Origin of the sequence: Actinomadura sp. K4S16 (assembly GCF_008327685.1) — a bacterium.
Lineage (GTDB): Bacteria > Actinomycetota > Actinomycetes > Streptosporangiales > Streptosporangiaceae > Spirillospora.
In genome coordinates this window covers 487,880-506,175 of the sequence record NZ_BDDE01000013.1, presented here as the reverse complement: position 1 = coordinate 506,175, position 18,296 = coordinate 487,880, and the positions used below count along the sequence as shown (strand labels likewise).

The window sequence follows — 18,296 nt, the reverse complement described above, 5'->3', positions numbered from 1 at the left end:
CATCTCAGGAGGACATGTGAGCACCCCAGTGACCGTCATCGGCCTCGGGCCCATGGGCGCGACGATGGCGAGGACGTTCCTCGAGAACGGCCACCCGACCACGGTCTGGAACCGGACGGCGTCCAAGGCGGCCCCCTTGGTGGAGGCCGGGGCGACCCTTGCCCCGACCGCCGCCGACGCCCTCGCGGCCTCGGAACTGGTCGTCGTGAGCCAGACCGACTACACGGCGATGCACGACTCGCTCGATGGCGCGGACCTGAAAGGACGGGTACTGGCCAACCTCAGCTCCGGCAGCCCCGGCGAACTGCGCCGCGCGAGCGAATGGGTCTCCGGGCGCGGCGGCGTCCTGATCACCGGTGGGATCATGGTGCCTCCGCCGGGCATCGGCCGGCCGGGTTCGTACGTCTTCTACAGCGGCCCTGAGCAGGTGTTGGAGCGCCACCGCGAGACCTTGGGCGAGCTGGGGGACGTCACGTTCGTCGGCGAGGACCCCGGCCTGGCGATGCTCTACTACCAGTCGCAGCTGTACCTCTTCTGGTCGACCCTGACCGCCTACATGCACGCCGTCGCGCTGCTGGGCACGGCGGGCGTCTCCGCCGAGCGGTTCCGCCCGTTCGCGGCGTCCATGCTGCTCGACCTCGGCGGCGACGGGCCGATGGGCTTCCTGAAGCACCTCGCGGGGGAGATCGACGCGGGCGTCTCCCCGGGCGCGGACAACAGCCTCCGCATGCAGGCCGTCGGCGCCGACCACGTCGTGGAGGCCGCCCGGGAGGCCGGGATCGACGTCGCGGGTCCGACCGCCCTGCGGGACCTGTTCTGGCGTGCCGTGGAGGCCGGTCACGGCGAGGACGGGCTGTCCAGCGTCATCACGGCGATCCGCCCCCGGTGACCAGCGGGAGGCGGAGCACGAACCGGGCGCCGGCGCCGGAGTCGGCGATGCGGAGGGAGCCGCCGTAGATCTCGGCGATCTCGCGGGCGATGGGCAGGCCGAGTCCGGTGCCGTGGGGGTCCCGGGTCCGCGACTCGGGAAGGCGGGCGAAGCGCTCGAAGACGCGTTCGCGGGCCTCCTCGGGGATGCCGGAGCCGTCGTCGAGGACCTCCACGACCGCGTCGCCGCCGTCCCGCGACACGGTCACCTCGATGCGCGACTCGGCGTGCCGCTCGGCGTTGCCCAGCAGGTTGCCGAGCACCCGGCTCAGCCGCACCGGGTTCGCGCGGACGACCGCGCCGGGCTCCAGGCGCGTCGTGATCGGGACGTCGCCGCTCCGCATGCCGACCTCGCGGCGGACCAGGGCGGCGACGTCGACCGGCTCCACCGGCTGCGGCGCGCGGGCGTCGAGCCGCGACAGCTCCAGGAGGTCGGCGACGATGTCGTTCAGGCGCTGCGTGTCGCGGAGCGCGCCGCGGACCATCGGCTTCCAGTCGGCGTCGTCCGGCTCGCCGAGGGCGACCTCCAGCCGCGTCTGCAGGCCGGTGATCGGGTTGCGCAGGTCGTGGGAGGCGTCGGAGACGAAGCGGCGCTCCCGGCTCGCCGCCGCCTCCAGCCGGTCGAGGGTGGCGTTGACGGTCTCGGCGAGGCTCTGGATCCCCCCGCCGGCCTCCGGGACGGGCACCCGGTGGTCGAGGCCCCGCTCGTCGATGCTGGCCATCTCGGCACGGATCAGGTCGACCGGTACGAACGCCTGGCCGATCGTGTGCCACGTCCACCACGCGATCAGGCTGAGCAGCGCGACCAGCAGGCCGAAGAGGGCGAGGGGCAGCAGCCACACGTTGAGCAGGCCGGGCAGCGGGGCCGCGGCGATGACCATGACGTCCGGGCCCCAGGGCGACGTGCGGAGGCGGAGGCCGAACGCCCACACGCACCTGTCCAGGTAGCGGGGGCAGACCCGCTGGTCTATGAGCAGTTCGCCGCGCGCCAGGTCGGCGGTCGCGAGCGCCGGGCGCCCGCGGATCGCCTCGCTGGCCGCCACGACCTCGCCCCGCGTGTTCACGACCTGCACCATCTGCGCCTCGTCCGGGCGGACGTCGATGATCGCGGGGTTCGTCCCCCTGGAGATGCCGAACGCGATCCGCTCGGCGGTCCGCTCCGTCTCCCGCGCGACCGTGTTCTGCGCCCAGTCGCGCGCCAGCAGCAGCATCAGGACCAGCGCCAGCAGCAGGATCAGCGCCGACACCGCGACGGTGATGAGGGTCGCGCGCCCCCGCATGGAGAAGAGCAGGCGCCTGCTCAGCACGTGGGCGTGCTCCTGCGTCACAGTCGTCACAGTGGAATCCCGGAACCGTGCACAACGTCACTCTAAGTGACGCAACGTGAGGGGCGGAGGTCCGCGTGCGGCGCCGGGGCGGGGCGCCGTGAACAGGACAGGGGCCGCGATCCGTACATCCTGGGTGACGGGCCGCCTTCCGGACGTGAGGGCGGTCGGGACGGGGAGGCGGTGCTGTGGTCGGGACGCGGGACCGTGTGGTGATCGGCGAGATCACGCTTCCGGGGGTGCGGCGGTCGGTGGGCTGCGCGCGGAGCTTCGTCCGGTGCGTGGCGGCCGGGCATCCCGCCCTGGAGGACCTGGTCCTGGTGGCGAGCGAGACGGTCGCGAACGCGATCACGCACACGGCGTCCGGGCTGGAGGGCGGGCTCGTGACGGTCGCCGTCCTGGCCGGGGACGGGGGGTACCGGGTCGAGGTCGCGGACGAGGGCGCGGCGGGCGGGCGCCCCCACCTGAAGGACGAGACGGGCGCGGAGACGGGGCGCGGGATGCGGATCGTGGACGCGCTCGCGTCGCGGTGGGGGTTCCGGGCGGACGGGGCCCGGACGGTGGTGTGGGCGGAGTTCCCGGCCCCGGTCGCCGGCGATGGGCGGGACCGGGGCCGGGAGGCGCCGGTCAGCGGCCCCGGTTGAGCTGCCGGGCCGGCATCTGCCGGGCGTTGCGGCGGTTGTTCGCGAAATTCGCCGACCTGAAGTCGGAGTTCTTCCGCTTGCCCTTCTTCCGGGATTTGGCGAAGGGGTCGCCGCTCGTTTCATGGTTCATCGCACGCATGAAGAGATCACCTCCGGGCACGTCTGAATTCGGCCGTGAAAGGCCGCGAAAAAGGTGGAGAAAGGCGCGCCGCATCGTCGCAGGGACACAGAGGTGGCCATGCGAGACGGGTGCGCCATGCGGGGAGACGGGAGCGGGCCCGTGGCAATGCCGGGGGCGGCTCGACCGGAGAAGAATCAAAGCTTCATGGTGAGTAGTTAGCCATACCTCCGGACGCGTGTCAACCAATAAATTCCGCCAGTGCGTGGACCGGGAGCGGGAACGGAACACGCGGAGACGCGTGAACCCGGCGCCGGAGAAGCGGCGATACATGCCGGGAGGCTTCATGAAGCTGCTGGCTTGGGTCGCCGTCGCGGTGGCCGCGGTGATGGTGGCGGGCGGGCTGTCCGCGTACGGGTACTACTGGCGGCTGCAGAACGCCGTCCAGCACGAGGACGTCGACCGGCTGATCGGCGGGAACCGGCCGAAGAAGCTCAACGAGGCCGTCAACATCTTCGTGCTCGGGTCGGACACCCGCGAGGGCGCCAACGCCCGGTATGGACGGGGCCTGCGGGGCAAGCCGCCCGCGTCCGACACGATGGTGCTGCTGCACCTGTCGCCGGGCGGCGGGCAGGCGGTCGCCGTCAGCTTCCCCCGCGACCTGCTGGTGCCGATCCCGGCGTGCACGCGCAGGGACGGGACGAAGGCGCCGGCCAGCAGTGCCGCCATGCTGAACGAGGCGATCGGCCGTGCCGGCCCCACCTGCACGGTGAACACCGTCGAGCAGCTCACGAAGGTCCACATCGACCACTTCGTGCAGGTGGACTTCACCGGCTTCAAGCGCATCGCGACGGCGGTCGGCGGCGTGCCAGTGTGCGTGACGGGCGACGTCCACGACAAGGACTCCGGGCTGACCCTGGCCAAGGGCCGGCACCGCCTGAAGGGCGAGCAGGCCCTCGCCTACGTCCGCAGCCGCAAGGGCTTCGGGGACGGGAGCGACACCGAGCGCATCACGCGGCAGCAGCACTTCTTCGGCGCGCTCGCCAAGGAGGCGATGAGCGCGGGCGTCCTCACCGATCCGGGGCGCCTGAACGCGCTGCTCAGGGCCACGGCCGAGTCGCTGACGACCGACAAGGGGCTGAGCGCCGGCGAGATGCTGAAGATCGCGCAGGGCATGCGCGACCTGAACGCCGGGAAGCTGCGGTTCGTCACCGTGCCGTCCGGGCCGTACGCGCTGAACCGCAACCGCGTGGTGCTCACCCAGCCCGCCGCGAACGAGTTCTTCGACGCCCTCCGCAGGGACGTGGTGGCGCCGGCGCCCGCCAAGGCTCCGGGCGTGCCGCCCGGGAAGGTGCGGGTGTTCAACGCGTCCGGGATCGACGGCCGCGCGGGGCAGGTGGCGGTGCAGCTCAAGGACGCCGGCTGGCAGGTCGCCGGGGTCGGCAATCTCGGGTCCCGGCCCCAGGGCACCTACGTCCGCTACGGGACGGGCGCGGAGCCGCAGGCGAGGGCGCTCGCCCGCCTCCTTCCGGGTGCACGGGTCGCGCCGCGCGCCAAGACGGCCCCCGGCGTCGTGGACCTGGTCATCGGGACGGGGTTCACGCGCGTCCGGACGTCCGGCGGCATCCCCGTCCAGCGCGGCGAGAGCCGGGCGAGCGACGAGGTGTGCGAACGGGTGGCGTGATCTGTGGGGTGCCCGTCGTGGACGCCATGCCGGCCCCGGTGACAGCCTGGACGCATGCGCGTCGCGTTCGTGATCTACGACGGTTTCCAGATCCTGGACCTGACCGGCCCGCACGAGGTGTTCGAGACCACCGGCCGGTACGAGTGCATGGTCGTCGGCCCGCGGGTGGGGCCGGTGACGGCGTCCGGCGGGCTCCGCGTCCACGCTCCCTTCGACACGGGCCTCGCGCCCGAGGGCATCGACACGCTGGTCGTGGCGGGCGGCGCCGGGGTCGACGACGCCCGAGGCGACGCGGAGCTCGTCGGCTGGGTCGCGCGGGCGGCGCGGACGGCGCGGCGGGTCGCCTCGGTGTGCAGCGGCGCGCTGCTGCTCGCCGAGACCGGGGTCCTGGACGGCCGGCGGGTCACGACGCACTGGGCCCGGGAGGAGCAGCTCCGCGCGGAGCATCCCGGGCTGGCCGTGGACTGCGACCCGATCTTCGTCCGCGACGGGCACGTCTGGACGTCCGCGGGCGTCACGGCGGGGATGGACCTGGCGCTGGCCCTCGTGGAGGACGACCACGGGCGCGACGTCGCGCACGCGGTGGCGCGGGAGCTGGTGATGTTCCTGCGGCGGCCGGGCGGCCAGTCGCAGTTCAGCGTGCCGCTGTGGTCGGCGCAGCCCGCGACGGACCCGGTGCGCGCGGCGGTGTCGTCCGTCCAGGCCGATCCGGGCGCGCGGCACACCATCGCGGACCTGGCCGAGCGCTCCGGCCTCAGCGAGCGGCATCTGCAGCGCAGGTTCACCGCCGAGCTGGGCGTCCCGCCCGCCGCGTACGTGGAGCGCGTCCGGATCGAGGCCGCCAGGCGGGCGCTGGCGGAGGGGGACGAGCCGGTCGAGGCGCTGGCGCGGCGGCTGGGCTTCGGGACGGGCGAGACGCTGCGCAGGGCGTTCCACAAGCACGTCGGCGTCGCGCCGTCGGACTACCGGGACCGGTTCAGAGGAACGAGGGAGTACGCATGACCACGTATGGGCTGCTGGTGTTCGAGGAGGCCGAGGAGCTGGACTTCGTGGGCCCGTGGGAGGTGTTCACGGCGTCGGCGATGTTGCGCGAGCAAGGCGACAGGGCGGTCCTGGTCGCCGAGGGGGCGGAGCCGGTCCGCTGCAACAAGGGCATGAGGGTCGTGCCGGACCACACCTTGGACGACCACCCGGAGCTGGACGTCCTCCTGGTTCCCGGCGGGCGCGGCGCTAGGGTGACGCAGCCGAACAACCCGGCCGTCACCGGCTGGATAGCGAAGGTCGCCGAACAGGCCGATTGGGTGACGAGCGTGTGCACAGGGTCGATCCTGCTGCACGCCGCAGGCCCGGCCAGAGGGCGCAGGGTCGCGACTCACTGGGCCTCCGAGGACGTTCTGGAGGCCAAGGGCGACGTCACGGTCATCCGTGACGCGCGCTACGTCGTGGACGGCGGCCTCGTCACGAGCCAGGGCGTGTCCGCCGGGATCGACATGGCCCTCTGGCTGGTCGGACGCATCCACGGCCGCGACCACGCGCGAGCGGTTCGCCGCTACCTCCAGTACGAGCCGGCGCCCCCGTACATGGCGGACGAACCCGTCTGATCGGAACGAACATTCCGCCATACCGGTGATGATCTTCGCTTATAGGCATAATCACGCGAATGGCGATGTCGCTTCCGGTGCGGTTCCGCAGCGATGGGGTCCGGGTGGCGGTGGAGACCGATCCCCTGCACGCCCCGCTGCGCGACTTTCTCATCAACGACCTGGGCGAGGACGTCTCGGCGATAGCGCGCGCCCAGGGGCGGCTGAGCGACGGCGCGGCCCGGCCCTGGCAGGAGGAGTACCGCTACCACCGCCTCGACTTCGACGGGACGACCGTGCACGTGCGGGACGTCGGCGGATGGGCGTCCTGCGACCTCGATCCGGCCGTCCTGCGGCGGTGCCTGGACGAGTACCTCCAGCAGGTCGGCGCGCTCAAGAGCCGCCGCAGCCTGGAACGCGAGCTCGGCCGCCCGGGCAGCGGCGAGCCCATGGCCGCCTCCCTCGCCCTCGGTTCGGTCTCCCAGCGGACGCAGGGATGGGGCCTCGTCCAGACCCCTCGCGCCGTGCTGGAGGATCTGGCCGGCCTGACTCCCCACCCGGACGCCTGCCTGCCGCACGGCATCATGGAGACCGGCTCCGGTGCCTGCTGGGCGGACCTCGCCGTCCTGGACGAATCGGGGACGCGCCTACGCAGCGGCACCAAGACGTTCATGCCGAAGGGCCTCGACCCGGAGCGCCTCATGGGCGAGCTGGGAAACGCCCTGACCCAGGCCCGATTCCTCAACGGGATCCCCGGGGCGTGGTCGGGTGTCGTCGCCGGGGTGCCTGTGCACGGCTACGTCGACCCGGAGTCCGTCCTGCGGCTCCCCTGCGAGCCCATCGAGATCGGGGGTGTCGCCCGGCGCGTCAAGGTGTTCTTCCCTGAACTCGCCGACTCCGGTGTCGACCTCGCGGCGGCCGCCTCCAGCGCCGGCGCGTTCACGCCTTCGGTGAACGGGCCGCGGCACGTCCTTACGGCGTTCCTGCTCCACGACGTGCAGAGCCACCGCCACCACCTGGAAGTCGTCCGCGCCGCGCGGCCAGGTTGGGAGCACACGGGGAACGCCTGCCACGTCAGGATCGACGTCCAGACCGTCCGGCTGGAGCACCTGTGGCTGCCCGGACACACGTGCGAGGTGCCGACGGGCGAGTTCGCCAGCGTCCTCTACGAGTACGAACGACTGATCGCGGTCTGACCGCCCGTCACGGGTCGAAGATGTCGTGGGCGCCCGCCGCGACGCGCGCCCGCACGTCGTCCACGGTCGTCAGCCGCCCCGAGAAGCCCCGCACCAGGACCGGCTGACGTTGACGCAGGCGCCGTCTCGGGCGAGGGCCGCCTCCCCCGGGACGTGATGCAGGGGGTCACGGCCGCCGCCCAGCGACAGGACCAGTTCGTGGACCTCAGCGGGGTCGATCGCCTCGCTGGAGACGAAGTGGACGTTGGCCGACACGGCTCACGAGGACGACACGGCTACGAGAACGCCGCGACGATCGTCTCGGTGAGGGCCGCGCCGGCCACGCCGTCCGGGTCCAGTTCCGGGTCGTAGATGGCGATGTGCACCCCAACCGCGCGCGGGCTCGCCACCAGGGTCCGCAGGACGGACGTCAGCTCCTCGAACGACAGACCGTCCGGGTTGGGGGAGTCGACGGCCGGCATCACGCTCTTGTCCAGGATGTCGACGTCGAGGTGGATCCAGAACCCTCGATCGGGGCGGCCTCCAGGTGCGCCCGGGCCCCCTCGGCGGCCGAGTCCGCGCCGTGTTCGCGGATGTACTCGATCGGGAAGCGCCGCACGTGCGAGGCCTCGAACGCGTCCAGGTCGAACAGCTCGAAGTCCTCGGGCTCCCGCTGGACGCCGATGTGCGCGACGTCCTCCTCCCGCACGTAGGGGGCGAGCCCCTCGATGCCGGTGAGCGCGGCCGGGCCGCGCCCGGTGACGAGGCCGAGCGCCGCCCCGCCCGCCGTCAGCCGTCCGGCGACGGTCGACGGGTCCCGCCGGGGCGAGTAGTCGTCGTGCCCGTCCAGATGCGCCAGGCCGTACGCGCCGCGCCGGCGCAGCGCGAGCATGGGGCCGAGCAGGATGCCGCAGTCCCCGCCGAGCACCACCGGGAAGTCGCCGCGGTCCAGGATCTCGCCGACGCAGGCCGCGAGCCGCTCGGTGTAGTCGGCGATGCCCGGTCCGTTCAGGTAGCCGGTCTCGTGGTCCGGGCCGAACACGTAGGGCGGCGGGTCCACCCGGCCCGCGTCCTCGGCCTTCAGCCGGGCGACGATGTCGTGCCCGCGCAGCGCGCGGGCGAGCCGCCGCACACCGGGCTCGTGGCCCTCGCGCGGAGGACGGAGCCCCAGGTTGGACGGGGCGTCGAGCACTGCGATCATTCCTGCAATCTAGAACACGGACTCGGCCCGGCACACTACGGAAACAAGCGGAACATCGGAATCGCCGGAAAGGATCGGTCAGTGACCATTTCGGGGCGGCTCGTCGACCGCGTCCTCGGCCTCCCCGAGTCGCCGTCCCCGCACGTCGAGGCGGCACGGGACCTGCGGATGCCCATGCCGGACGGCGTCGTGCTCGTCGCCGACCTCTACCGTCCGCGCGGCGCGGGGCCGCTGCCCGTCGTGCTGATACGCACCCCCTACGGCAAGCGGCAGGCCGTCGTCCGGCTGTTCGCGGGCGTCCTGGCCCGCCGCGGGTTCCAGGTGGTCGTCCAGAACGTGCGCGGCGTCTTCGGGTCGGGCGGCGAGTTCCATGCCTTCCACGACGAGAAGGACGACGGCCTGGCCACGCTCAAGTGGCTCCGTGCGCAGCCCTGGTGCGACGGGCGGATCGCCATGGCCGGCGCCAGCTACCTCGGATTCACCCAGTGGGCCGTCGCGCCGTACGCGGACCCGCCGCTGGCCGCGATGGGACTGGGCATCACCGCGTCCGAGTTCGCCAGCTCGTTCTACCCGGGCGGCGCGCTCGCCCTGCACAACACCCTTGTCTGGTCGTCGCTGATGGGCACGCAGGACGGGAGAAGGCGGCCGTTCCACCACCGGCGCGTCCGGCGGGCGATGCGGCACCTTCCGGTGGGGGAGGCCGACCTCGCGGCCATCGGACGCCCCGAACCGTTCCTGCGCGAGGTCACGGCCCATGCCGAGCCCGGCGACGACTTCTGGAAGGCCACCGACCACAGCCCCGCCGTCCCGATGACCACCACCCCCACCACGATGGTCACGGGCTGGTGGGACCTCTTCCTGCGCGGCCAGCTCAGGGACTTCGCCGCCATGCGCGCGGAGGGACAACAGGTCCGCATCACCATCGGCCCCTGGGGGCACGACGCCAAAGCCCTCCGCGCGACGCTCTACGACCAGGTCTCCTGGCTGAACGCCCACCTGAACGGAGACAAGGCCCAACTCCGCAGGGCGCCGGTAAGGCTCCACCTGCAACAGGCCAACACCTGGCTGGACTTCGACCAGTGGCCCCCGCCCGAGACCACGCCCACGCCGCTCTACCTTTCGCAGGGCCTCGTCTGGGACGAGCCGGATGCGGACCCCGCCACGTTCACCTACGACCCCCTCGACCCGACCCCGAACGTCGGCGGCCCGCTGCTGTCGCCGGGCAAGGGCAGGCAGCGCGACAACGCCCCCCTTGAACGCCGGGACGACGTGGCCGTCCTCACCGGTGCGCCGCTCCCCGAGGACCTCGACGTGATCGGGCCCGTCTCGGCGACGGTCCACGTGCGCACCAGCACCGGGCGCGGCGACCTGTTCGTCCGGCTCTGCGACGTCGACCGGGGCGGCGTCTCGCGCAACGTCACCGACGGCATCCTGCGCATCACGTCCACCGGTCTCGTCCGCGCCGAGATCGAGATGCACCCGACCGCGTACCGCTTCCGGCGCGGCCACCGCCTGCGCGTGATGCTCGCGGGCGGCGCGTTCCCCCGCTTCGCCCGCAACCACGGCACCGCGGAGCCCGCCGGACGGGCGGTCGCGTCCCGGCGCACGCGCTTCGAGGTCCTCCGCGACCGGGACCACCCCTCCGCCGTCCACCTGCCAGTCTGGCGAGGCTGACCACGCCGGACGCGCGGTGTGCTCCGCTCATCGCACGCGGCGGCCCGTTCGTCGACAGGGCCGGGCAAAGCCGGGATGCGCCCGCGGACGGCTCGCTACGGTCTTCGCATCCGCCGAACGACCGGCGCGAGCCGCTTCGGGGGGAGCGGCCGGTCCTGTGTCCGCGCCGGGACGGCGACGGCGGTACGGGGGGAGAGGGGTCACTCGGGGGGAGTGGCCCCTCCGTCCGTTTCCATGGACTGCCCCGCCGGCTGACCACTTTGTCAGTCGGCGACGATGTCGCCACGGCGAGAACGCAGTTGCGGGAGAAGCAAAGAAAGCCGGAGCGCTTCACAATGCGGGAACCCGCGGATTCCACCCCCGCTGCGGGTCACGCCTAGTGAAGGGTGCGCTCCCGATGTACAGGCATCTGACGCACGCGCTCAGAGTCCTCCCCGCCACCGTCGCCCTGGCCGCCGGCGCCGCGCTGGCGCCCGCCGCGCAGGCCGCCGCCCCCGCAGGTCCCGCCGCCCTGCCCGCCCGTCCCCTCGCCGCCGCTCCCGCCGACAGCCCCTACGAGCGCGGGCCCGCGCCGACCGAGGCGAGCATCACCGCGGAGCGGGGCCCGTTCGCCATCGAGAAGATCGATGTTCCGGCGGGCAGCGGAACCGGCTTCAACAGGGGCACCATCTACGCGCCGACCGACACGAGCCAGGGGACGTTCGGCGCCATCGCCGTCTCGCCCGGGTTCATGTCCCCGCAGAGCGTGATCGACTGGTACGGGCCCCGCCTCGCGTCGCAGGGCTTCGTCGTCATGACCCTGGAGACCAAGAGCCTGCTCGACGCCCCGGCCGCCCGCGGTGACCAGCTCCTCGCCGCGCTCGACTACATGACGGGCAAGAGCAAGGCGAAGGACCGGATCGACGCGTCCCGCCTCGCCGTCATGGGCCACTCCATGGGCGGCGGCGGGACGCTGGAGGCCGCGAACAAGCGCGCGTCGCTGCAGGCCGCCGTCCCCCTCGCGCCGTGGGACACCAACTACGACTGGAAGAACGTCCAGGCCCCCACCATGATCATGGGAGCGGACAACGACACCATCGCGCCGGCCGACTCGATGGCGGAGAGGTACTACGGCACCCTTACGGCCGTCCCCGAGAAGGCGTACCTGGAGCTGAGGAACGCCGGGCACACGACGTTCAACGCGCCGAACACGACGATCGCGAAATATGCCATCGCCTGGATGAAGCGGTTCGTGGACGATGACGCCCGCTACGAGCAGTTCCTCTGCCCCGAACCGAGCCCGAGCACGACCATCGCCCAGTACGAGGGCACCTGCCCGACCGGCTGATCCAGCCGGTTCCGGACGGTGGTGGCGGCCACCCCCGCTCGGCCGCCACCACCGTCCGCGACCCCGGGGGCGTGTCGTGAGGGAATGCTCGGTGGCGTGCGGGCGCGGCACCGCCGCATAAATCGGGATCTCCCCCTGGCAGGCCGCCCGGCGCATTGCCGCAATTCTTCGTAAAGGAAACCTCGCGCCCGTTCCAACCTCCCGTCCGCCGTGCCACCGGGAAGGAGATCGCGCTGCCCGGCCGACGTTTCCGACATGACGGCAAATGGTCGGTGTGTGAGGCGGGACCCGCAAAATTGACCCGGAAGGAGTCGACTTCGATCTTCGGCTGCGGAATGGTCTCCCGCATGGATTCACGAATTCGAGCCACCGGGGCGACCGGCCCCGCCGAGTGGATGCTGGCCTTTCTCGGCGCCCGCGAGCAGGCGCTGCGCACGTACACCGGGGCCGCCTCCGGGCCCGCCGAGTGGCTGCTGGTCTTCCTGGAGGTCGGACGCGGCGAGCCGGCGTCCCGGCGGCGCCCCGCACCCCTGCCGTCCCGGCGCGGCAGGACCGAGGAGTCCCCGTTCGGCCGGCTGTCCGCCCGCAGCGCGTAAGGGAAGTCCTTGGCTTCCTCTCCCGCCTAAGGGTGGGGGATTCCAGCGGTCGCCCGTTGGGTTTCCTGCTTCGCCGACGAGTGCCCCGTCCGGGAGGTGTCCCGTTGAGGTCTTACACCGTCTCCACAGGCGGTCACCGCCAGCCCGGCGGCCAGGATGTTGCGTGCCGCGTTCACGTCGCGGTCATGCATCGCGCCGCACTCGCACGTCCATTCGCGGACGTCCAGCGGCAGCTTGGTGCAGATGGTTCCGCAGGCCGCGCACAGTTTGGAGGAGGGGAACCAGCGGTCGACCACGACCAGCTCGCGGCCGTACCAGGCGCACTTGTACTCCAGCATCGAGCGCAGCTCCCGCCACGCCGCATCGGAGATGGCGCGTGCGAGCGTGCGGTTCTTGAGCAGGTTGCCGACGGTGAGGTCTTCGATCACGACCGTTTGGTTCTCACGGACGAGACGGGTCGACAGCTTGTGCAGCAGGTCGCGGCGCCGGTCGGCGATCCGTGCGTGCACGCGGGCCACCTTGCGGCGGGCCTTGTCCCGGTTCGCCGAGCCGGGGGCTTTGCGGGCGAGTTCGCGCTGCGCCTTGGCCAGGCGGGCGCGGTCACGGCGCTCCTGCCGGGGATTGGCGACCTTCTCCCCGGTCGACAAGGTCACCAGCGAAGTTATCCCGGCGTCGGCCGACGCACGCGACCGCTTGCGCGACTTGTATCGCGGATACCTGGCGCGCTTGGCGAAGAAGTTGGTGAAAGCGGTCTGGAGATGGCGCAGCGCCTGCTGAAGCGGGACGCAGGACACCTCGGCCAGGAAGGCCAGTTCCTCGGTCTTCTTCCACTGCGTCAGCAAGGCCGACGACTGCGCGTAGGAAATGCGGCGCCGCTCGACGTTCCAGGCCCGGGTGCGCTCTTCAAGCGCTTTGTTGTACACCAGCCGCACGCAGCCGAACGTGCGCGACAGCTCGGCCGCCTGCTCGCCCGTGGGATGGAAGCGGTACTTGAATGCCCGCCTGACCTGCCGCGCCATGGCCCGCAACCTGTCGGCCTGGGTGCGAGCGCGGATGGCGAATGGCCCCGGAGGCGACTCGCCCCTTCCTGCCCTGCTCGGCAGGAGCTTCGTTTCCCCCCGGTCTGAAGGCCGGAGTATCCACCAAGGAGAACCGATGACCATCGAGATGCTCTTCGCCGCCCTGATCGGCGGCGCGATCGGCTTCGCCGAGCTCGTCGCGCGCTACCGCGACAAGCCCGTCGCGGCCCTGCTCTCCCCGGGCGGGCTGCTGTTCGTCTTCGTCAACGCCAGCGCTGCGCTGATCGCGCTGATCGCGGTGACCGCCTCCGGGTGGACGTTCGGGCTGCCCCCCACCACACCCCCGGCGAGCCTCATGGTCGTCCGGGTCATCGCCGCCGGGATCGGCTCCGCGGCGGTGCTGCGCATGTCGTTCGCCCCCGCGCAGAGCCGCGGCGGCGGCACCGGTCCCGTCGCCCTCCTCAGCGGCATACTGCGGCTCGCCGACGGTGAGCTGGAGCGCAAGCGCGCGCTCAGCAGGCTGTCGCACAACGACCTGGCCGGGCTGTCGTTCGAACGCGACCACGCGGCGCTTGCGGAGCTGTGCTGCCACCTCATGCGCGAGTTCGACCTGTCCGAGGCGCAGCGGCTCGGCGGCCTCGCGGCCGAGCTGAGCGCCCGCGAGGACCTCACCGACGCCGACAAGCTGGACTGCTGGGGCCTGGAACTGGCGCGGCTCGTCGGCGAGCGCGCCCTCCGGCAGGCGGCGCGGCGGCTGCGGGACCGGCCCCGCGACGAGCCCCGCCCGGCGGCCGGCCCCGAGCAGCGTCCGGCCGTCCCGGCGCCCGACCACGACTACCTGGTGGAGACCGCGCCGCCGCGCCCCTCGCCCGCCAAGACCTCCCGCCTTGCCCCGAGCACCAACGGCCGGTCCGCGAGCACGAACGGACGGGGGCCGAGCACGAACGGACGGGTGGAACGCAAGTCCTTCAGCGACTCCTGAGACTCCGTGGGATACCGATGCGTCCCCTTGCACGGACGTACCGGTATCTCCGCTGGGGCGGGCCGCTCTCTCGGCCGGGCGGACAGGTGTGCGGCGGTCTCGGAACCGTCCCGCCTCCAGTGCCGCCGCTTCCGGCACCAGAACTGAAAGGACCCCGCACATGAGCACGGAGCCCATGAGCACCGAACCCCGCGCCGCACCCTCCGCCGTATCGCCGGCCGGACGGTTCGGCGTCCTTCCGCGCTGGACCGGGAAGCCCGTGCGGCGACTGACCACCGCGGAACTGGCCGAGGCCCTCGAATACCTGGAAAGGCACCATCCCGACGACGACGTCCTCGGCCGCGCCCTCGCCGGAGAGTTCGCCCGCCGGACGGCCGCCGCCGAGTTCGCCCGCCGCGCCGCCGCCGACCGCGGCCGCGCCCTGGACGACGTCCCCGGCGGGGAGCGCGCCCTCGGGGCGTCTCCGCCGGCGGCGCCCGTCCCAGCGGACCCTGACGGGCCCCGCCGCCCGCCCCTGGCGACGCCGCCTGGCCACCCGCGAACCCCGCAGTGAGCCAAGGATCAGGGGGACGTGCGTGTCGTCCGTGACCCCGGGTATACAGCCGCCATGGAGGTAAAGCTGCGCAGGGTGTACGAGCCGCCATCGGGCGAGGACGGGACGCGAATCCTGGTCGACCGCGTGTGGCCGCGGGGCCTGTCGAAGGACAAGGCGCACCTGGACGAGTGGGAGAAGGACGTCGCCCCCTCCACCGACCTCCGCAAGTGGTACGGGCACGACCCCGACAAGTTCGAGGAGTTCACCCGCCGCTACGACGCCGAACTGGCCGAGCCCGAGCGCGCCGAGGCTCTCGATCACCTGCGGGAACTCGCCCGGCAGGGCACCGTGACCCTGCTCACCGCGACCAAGGACGTCGACCTCAGCCAGGCCGCCGTCCTCGCCGACCGGCTCCGCGACTCCGGCTGACCGCCCCGCGGCCGCCGCTGATCGGAGCCCGCTTCCTCATTCCGTTGCCCGCGGGAGGCGCAGGCAGAAGCACGCGCCTTGGGGCTCGCCCGGCCGGTAGTAGGCCTCTCCGCCATTGGCCTGGGCCAGCCGCCGGACGATCCACAGACCCAGCCCCGACCCGTCGGCGTCCCGTCGGGGCCCCGCCGCGCGCGTGAAGCGTTCGAACAGGCTGGGCACGAACTCCTCGGGTACTCCCGGCCCGCTGTCGCATACCTGGACCTCGACGGCGTCGCCCGCGCCGGTCGTTCGGATCTCGATCGGCGGGGCTCCGTGGTGGAAGGCGTTCTGCAGATAGTTGACCAGCATCTCTGCCAGTTCGCCACGGTCGGCCAGCACCCGGATCTCGGGGTCGCAGTAGACGTGCGTGTCCCGCGCCCGGTCACCGAAGTCCGCCAGGCATTGCAGCGTGATCTCCAGCAGCGGGACCGGCTCGCGGGGCGGGCGCGGGAGCTCTCCGCCGGTCCTGATCGTGGTCAGGAGCCTGGCCGCCAGTGACTGCAGGCGGGCGACGCGATCGGCGACCTGGTCGAGGATCCTTTTCCGTTCGTCGTCGGTGAGGTCTTCCGCGGGCTCGCGGAGCGTGTCTATCAGAAGGCCGATCCCGGCCAGGGGATTGCGGATCTCGTGGGCCATGACGGCGATCATCGTTCCCTGGAGGTCCAGTTCCGCTTCGAGCCGCTCCCATGCCCGTCGCCGGAGGGTGATGTCGCGAAGCGAGGCCAGGTGCAGGCGCTGACCCGACACCGTCGTGGTGCTGGCGCACATCTCGACCACCCGGGTGCCTCCGCCCGGCAGCACCAGATCGATCTCGGTGGAGTGGTCGGCGACGACCGGGTGTCCGAACGGGCTGCCGACCAGCTCGCTCGCCGGACGGCCGAGCAGTACCTCGGCCGCGGCGTTGCAGATGCGGATGACGCCCTGGTCGTCGACCGCGACGAGCCCGTCCGCCAGCGCCGACACCACCGTGGGCCCCGCTTCGCGCGCGAAGTCGACCGGCCACCCGGGTCCGGTTTCCGGCGTGGCCGGAGCCCCTTCGAACTCACCCATCCGTGCTCATCGCGTTCAGCGTTCCGGCCGCCGGTCGGGCGGCGGCACGTCCGGGTCGGGGAACAGGCGGGATCCGGTGGTGTAGGGGTCTCCCACGCGTAGCCCGGCGTGGTCGATGCCGACTCGGCGCACGGTGGGATCGTGGGGCGATCCGCGGCTCTGCAGCACGGCGACGATGCGCTGCACCACTCCCGCGTTCTCGGCGTAGCGCAGCAGGATCGTCACGTCGGTGATGCTGGCGACCTCCATGGCCGAAGCAGCGGGGACCGGTGCCCACGTGTCGGACGAAGTCGAGGAGGTGAACAGGGTCGTGATCTCGTGCTCCCGCGCGAGGGCGCCCAGCGCGATCACGAAGTCCAGCAGCGTCCTCGGTGCTCCTCGGCGCTCCAGGGCGGACAGGCTGTCGATGATCAGTCGGCTCGGCGCGAAGTCGGCGATGTCCCTCCGGACGCTCAGGAAGTGATCTTCCACCGACGCCTCCTCCGGGTAGCCGGCCGTGATCCGCAGCAGCCCCGAGGATTCCATGGCCTCCAGGTCCATGTCCCAGCCGGCGGCGCTGCGGTAGAGCTGGTCACGGGTCTCGTCGAAGACGTAGAACAGGCTGCGCTCGGCCGCCTGGAACGCCGCGTCGGCGAACTGGAGGGCCATGAGCGTCTTGCCGGAGCCGGGCGGTCCGGTCACCAGGGCCAGCGCGTCACGGAAGATCCCGCCGCCGACCATCTCGTCCAGTCCCGGAGTCCCGGTGGAGACCCGCGCTCGCGACGCCTGCTCGCGCGGGGCCAGGAACGCCAGGGGAACGACGACGAGGCCCTCCGTCGGGTCGATGGTGAACAGCCACTCCCCGGTACGGTGCGTGGTTCCGCGGAACTTGACGATCTCCAGCGTCCGGCGGCGCCTCTCGTTCCGCAGGACGTTGCGAATGATCAGGACGTTGTCCAGGGCGAACTCCTCGACGCCGTGCCGGGTCAGGCCGTCGTACTCGGTGTCGCGTTCGGTGGTCAGCACCGACGTGACCCCGAGCGACTCCAGCATCCGGGTGAGCCTGGCCAGCTCGCGGCGTATCAGCTCCCGATCCTGGAAACGGATGAGCAGTGTCCCCAGCGAGTCGAGCGAGATCCGCCCGGCCCCGACCTGGGCCACGGCGTGCTCGACCCGCGCGATCAGGCCCCCGAGGTCGTACCCGCCGACCGAGAACATCTCCTCCTGCACAGCGGAGACGTCCACGAAGACCCACTTGCCGTCACGCTCCCAGTGTGCGATGTCGAAGCCGAGGGAGGCGACGTTGCTCCGGAGGTCCTCGGGCGTCTCATCGAAGGTGACGAAGACTCCGGGCTCCTCGTACTTCATGATCCCCCGGGCGAGGAACTCCAGAGCGAACAGGGTCTTCCCGCTGCCGGCGGTACCGGTGACCAGCGTGGAGCGACCGGCCGGCAGCCCGCCCACGGCCACCTCGTCGAAGCCGCTGATCCCGGTCGGGGTGCGCCGAACCTCAGTGACCATCACCGCCCCTTTCCACCGGAGACGAACGGTCCACCTCGACCAGCCCCAGGAAGTCGGCGGCCTTCCGGTGATCGGACAGGTCCCCGATGACCCGGCAGTGCGGAAGCGGCCCGGTCCTGACGACCGTCGGCGTCGCCAGAACACCGTCCCGCTCCGCCAGATCCGGCCGCTCTGACACGTCGACGACTTCTATGTCGTGGCGGTCGGGCAGGAGGGAGTCGCACAGGAACCGCAGATTGGCCAGCGCGCTGAGCGACCTTGGCGTGCGACCCGCGATGTACACCGTGAACGAGTAGACCGTCGCCGCCATCATGACCACCGCGTCATCGGTAACCCTCCGTTACAGCCTTCACCGTGGTCTGGTCGGCTTTGCTCCGCCGCCACGGCCTCAGCCGACCGCGCCGACCTCGTGTGCGCGACCCTCCGAACACTCTCAGTCACATCCTTGCCTCGACAGCGTGTCCTAATCCACCGGAGCGTCCCCGCCTGGC

The 18,296-nt window shown here is 72.0% G+C and carries 21 protein-coding genes; 12 read left to right on the top strand and 9 right to left on the bottom strand.

Annotation, left to right across the window (positions count from 1 at the left end):
• Positions 1-16 precede the first annotated feature (16 nt).
• Positions 17-889 (top strand): NAD(P)-dependent oxidoreductase, encoded by an 873-nt coding sequence (locus tag K4S16_RS17480; RefSeq protein ID WP_200841931.1) that lies wholly within the window; start codon positions 17-19, stop codon positions 887-889.
• Here the strand turns inward: K4S16_RS17480 and K4S16_RS17475 are convergent.
• The gene (locus tag K4S16_RS17475) at positions 867-2,264 is read right to left on the bottom strand and encodes a cell wall metabolism sensor histidine kinase WalK (protein WP_235036867.1); all 1,398 of its coding nucleotides are present in this window, start codon (positions 2,262-2,264) and stop codon (positions 867-869) included. The genes K4S16_RS17480 and K4S16_RS17475 overlap by 23 nt on opposite strands.
• Before the next feature lie 176 nt (positions 2,265-2,440).
• Here K4S16_RS17475 and K4S16_RS17470 point away from each other — a divergent pair, with 176 nt between their 5' ends.
• Positions 2,441-2,896, top strand: coding sequence for an ATP-binding protein (locus tag K4S16_RS17470; protein WP_149259988.1), 456 nt, complete (start codon positions 2,441-2,443; stop codon positions 2,894-2,896).
• Here the strand turns inward: K4S16_RS17470 and K4S16_RS44390 are convergent.
• Positions 2,880-3,026 carry a hypothetical protein gene (locus K4S16_RS44390; RefSeq protein ID WP_160160939.1) on the bottom strand — a complete coding sequence of 49 codons (147 nt, stop codon included), beginning with the start codon at positions 3,024-3,026 and terminating at the stop codon, positions 2,880-2,882. The two genes, K4S16_RS17470 and K4S16_RS44390, sit on opposite strands and share 17 nt — an antisense overlap.
• A 334-nt stretch (positions 3,027-3,360) precedes the next feature.
• On the opposite strand from K4S16_RS44390, the gene K4S16_RS17465 reads away from it, so the two are divergent.
• The 4 genes from K4S16_RS17465 to K4S16_RS17450 are packed head-to-tail and all read left to right on the top strand — an operon-like array spanning position 3,361 to position 7,474.
• Positions 3,361-4,698, top strand: a complete 1,338-nt coding sequence (locus tag K4S16_RS17465) for an LCP family protein (protein ID WP_235036866.1) — start codon at positions 3,361-3,363, stop codon at positions 4,696-4,698.
• 54 nt (positions 4,699-4,752) lie between these two features.
• Positions 4,753-5,700, top strand: a complete 948-nt coding sequence (locus K4S16_RS17460) for a GlxA family transcriptional regulator (protein WP_149259986.1) — start codon at positions 4,753-4,755, stop codon at positions 5,698-5,700.
• Complete coding sequence (locus K4S16_RS17455) at positions 5,697-6,299, top strand: DJ-1/PfpI family protein (protein WP_149259985.1); 603 nt, start codon at positions 5,697-5,699, stop codon at positions 6,297-6,299. Before K4S16_RS17460 ends, K4S16_RS17455 begins: the two co-directional genes overlap by 4 nt.
• Before the next feature lie 59 nt (positions 6,300-6,358).
• Positions 6,359-7,474 (top strand): hypothetical protein, encoded by a 1,116-nt coding sequence (locus K4S16_RS17450; protein WP_149259984.1) that lies wholly within the window; start codon positions 6,359-6,361, stop codon positions 7,472-7,474.
• 69 nt (positions 7,475-7,543) lie between these two features.
• Here the strand turns inward: K4S16_RS17450 and K4S16_RS17445 are convergent, their stop codons facing one another.
• The 3 genes from K4S16_RS17445 to K4S16_RS17440 are packed head-to-tail and all read right to left on the bottom strand — an operon-like array spanning position 7,544 to position 8,654.
• The gene (locus tag K4S16_RS17445) at positions 7,544-7,729 is read right to left on the bottom strand and encodes a hypothetical protein (RefSeq protein ID WP_149259983.1); all 186 of its coding nucleotides are present in this window, start codon (positions 7,727-7,729) and stop codon (positions 7,544-7,546) included.
• A gap of 20 nt (positions 7,730-7,749) precedes the next feature.
• Positions 7,750-7,935 (bottom strand): arginase family protein, encoded by a 186-nt coding sequence (locus K4S16_RS46480; protein ID WP_200841930.1) that lies wholly within the window; start codon positions 7,933-7,935, stop codon positions 7,750-7,752.
• Positions 7,935-8,654: an arginase family protein gene (locus tag K4S16_RS17440; protein ID WP_200841929.1), complete on the bottom strand. Its 720-nt coding sequence runs from the start codon at positions 8,652-8,654 to the stop codon at positions 7,935-7,937. The genes K4S16_RS46480 and K4S16_RS17440 overlap by 1 nt, the downstream gene beginning before the upstream one ends.
• A gap of 81 nt (positions 8,655-8,735) precedes the next feature.
• Here K4S16_RS17440 and K4S16_RS17435 point away from each other — a divergent pair, with 81 nt between their 5' ends.
• The 3 genes from K4S16_RS17435 (at position 8,736) to K4S16_RS17425 (ending at position 12,251) form a co-directional block, all read left to right on the top strand.
• Positions 8,736-10,328 carry a CocE/NonD family hydrolase gene (locus K4S16_RS17435; RefSeq protein WP_200841928.1) on the top strand — a complete coding sequence of 531 codons (1,593 nt, stop codon included), beginning with the start codon at positions 8,736-8,738 and terminating at the stop codon, positions 10,326-10,328.
• Positions 10,329-10,725: 397 nt separating this feature from the next.
• Entirely contained in the window at positions 10,726-11,655 is a 930-nt protein-coding gene (locus K4S16_RS17430; protein WP_149259982.1) for a dienelactone hydrolase family protein, read from the top strand.
• Positions 11,656-12,002: 347 nt separating this feature from the next.
• Positions 12,003-12,251, top strand: a complete 249-nt coding sequence (locus tag K4S16_RS17425; RefSeq protein WP_149259981.1) for a hypothetical protein — start codon at positions 12,003-12,005, stop codon at positions 12,249-12,251.
• A 26-nt stretch (positions 12,252-12,277) separates the two neighbouring features.
• On the opposite strand, the gene K4S16_RS17420 is transcribed toward K4S16_RS17425, so the two are convergent.
• Positions 12,278-13,270, bottom strand: coding sequence for an RNA-guided endonuclease TnpB family protein (locus tag K4S16_RS17420; RefSeq protein WP_149259980.1), 993 nt, complete (start codon positions 13,268-13,270; stop codon positions 12,278-12,280).
• Positions 13,271-13,406: 136 nt separating this feature from the next.
• On the opposite strand from K4S16_RS17420, the gene K4S16_RS17415 reads away from it, so the two are divergent.
• The 3 genes from K4S16_RS17415 (at position 13,407) to K4S16_RS17405 (ending at position 15,216) form a co-directional block, all read left to right on the top strand.
• Positions 13,407-14,252, top strand: coding sequence for a hypothetical protein (locus K4S16_RS17415; RefSeq protein WP_149259979.1), 846 nt, complete (start codon positions 13,407-13,409; stop codon positions 14,250-14,252).
• A gap of 160 nt (positions 14,253-14,412) precedes the next feature.
• A complete protein-coding gene (locus tag K4S16_RS17410) occupies positions 14,413-14,805 on the top strand; it encodes a hypothetical protein (RefSeq protein ID WP_149259978.1) in 393 nt (130 codons plus the stop codon).
• 54 nt (positions 14,806-14,859) lie between these two features.
• The gene (locus K4S16_RS17405) at positions 14,860-15,216 is read left to right on the top strand and encodes a DUF488 domain-containing protein (RefSeq protein WP_149259977.1); all 357 of its coding nucleotides are present in this window, start codon (positions 14,860-14,862) and stop codon (positions 15,214-15,216) included.
• A 36-nt stretch (positions 15,217-15,252) separates the two neighbouring features.
• On the opposite strand, the gene K4S16_RS17400 is transcribed toward K4S16_RS17405, so the two are convergent.
• Genes K4S16_RS17400 through K4S16_RS17390 form a run of 3 tightly spaced genes read right to left on the bottom strand, consistent with a single transcriptional unit; the run spans position 15,253 to position 18,115 of the window.
• Positions 15,253-16,305 carry an ATP-binding protein gene (locus K4S16_RS17400; RefSeq protein WP_149259976.1) on the bottom strand — a complete coding sequence of 351 codons (1,053 nt, stop codon included), beginning with the start codon at positions 16,303-16,305 and terminating at the stop codon, positions 15,253-15,255.
• A gap of 15 nt (positions 16,306-16,320) precedes the next feature.
• A complete protein-coding gene (gene kaiC / locus K4S16_RS17395; RefSeq protein WP_149259975.1) occupies positions 16,321-17,805 on the bottom strand; it encodes a circadian clock protein KaiC in 1,485 nt (494 codons plus the stop codon).
• Entirely contained in the window at positions 17,795-18,115 is a 321-nt protein-coding gene (locus K4S16_RS17390; protein WP_200841927.1) for a circadian clock KaiB family protein, read from the bottom strand. Before K4S16_RS17390 ends, kaiC begins: the two co-directional genes overlap by 11 nt.
• Between the last annotated feature and the right edge of the window lie 181 nt (positions 18,116-18,296).

Bases quoted from the DNA above. Each gene is read 5' to 3' on its own strand.
- K4S16_RS44390 (WP_160160939.1), bottom strand. From the start codon at position 3,026: ATGAACCATGAAACGAGCGGCGACCCCTTCGCCAAATCCCGGAAGAAG.
- K4S16_RS17465 (WP_235036866.1), top strand. From the start codon at position 3,361: ATGAAGCTGCTGGCTTGGGTCGCCGTCGCGGTGGCCGCGGTGATGGTG.
- K4S16_RS17460 (WP_149259986.1), top strand. From the start codon at position 4,753: ATGCGCGTCGCGTTCGTGATCTACGACGGTTTCCAGATCCTGGACCTG.
- K4S16_RS17455 (WP_149259985.1), top strand. From the start codon at position 5,697: ATGACCACGTATGGGCTGCTGGTGTTCGAGGAGGCCGAGGAGCTGGAC.
- K4S16_RS17450 (WP_149259984.1), top strand. From the start codon at position 6,359: ATGGCGATGTCGCTTCCGGTGCGGTTCCGCAGCGATGGGGTCCGGGTG.
- K4S16_RS46480 (WP_200841930.1), bottom strand. From the start codon at position 7,935: ATGCCGGCCGTCGACTCCCCCAACCCGGACGGTCTGTCGTTCGAGGAG.
- K4S16_RS17440 (WP_200841929.1), bottom strand. From the start codon at position 8,654: ATGATCGCAGTGCTCGACGCCCCGTCCAACCTGGGGCTCCGTCCTCCG.
- K4S16_RS17430 (WP_149259982.1), top strand. From the start codon at position 10,726: ATGTACAGGCATCTGACGCACGCGCTCAGAGTCCTCCCCGCCACCGTC.
- K4S16_RS17425 (WP_149259981.1), top strand. From the start codon at position 12,003: ATGGATTCACGAATTCGAGCCACCGGGGCGACCGGCCCCGCCGAGTGG.
- K4S16_RS17420 (WP_149259980.1), bottom strand. From the start codon at position 13,270: ATGGCGCGGCAGGTCAGGCGGGCATTCAAGTACCGCTTCCATCCCACG.
- K4S16_RS17415 (WP_149259979.1), top strand. From the start codon at position 13,407: ATGACCATCGAGATGCTCTTCGCCGCCCTGATCGGCGGCGCGATCGGC.
- K4S16_RS17410 (WP_149259978.1), top strand. From the start codon at position 14,413: ATGAGCACGGAGCCCATGAGCACCGAACCCCGCGCCGCACCCTCCGCC.
- K4S16_RS17405 (WP_149259977.1), top strand. From the start codon at position 14,860: ATGGAGGTAAAGCTGCGCAGGGTGTACGAGCCGCCATCGGGCGAGGAC.
- K4S16_RS17400 (WP_149259976.1), bottom strand. From the start codon at position 16,305: ATGGGTGAGTTCGAAGGGGCTCCGGCCACGCCGGAAACCGGACCCGGG.
- kaiC (WP_149259975.1), bottom strand. From the start codon at position 17,805: ATGGTCACTGAGGTTCGGCGCACCCCGACCGGGATCAGCGGCTTCGAC.
- K4S16_RS17390 (WP_200841927.1), bottom strand. From the start codon at position 18,115: ATGGCGGCGACGGTCTACTCGTTCACGGTGTACATCGCGGGTCGCACG.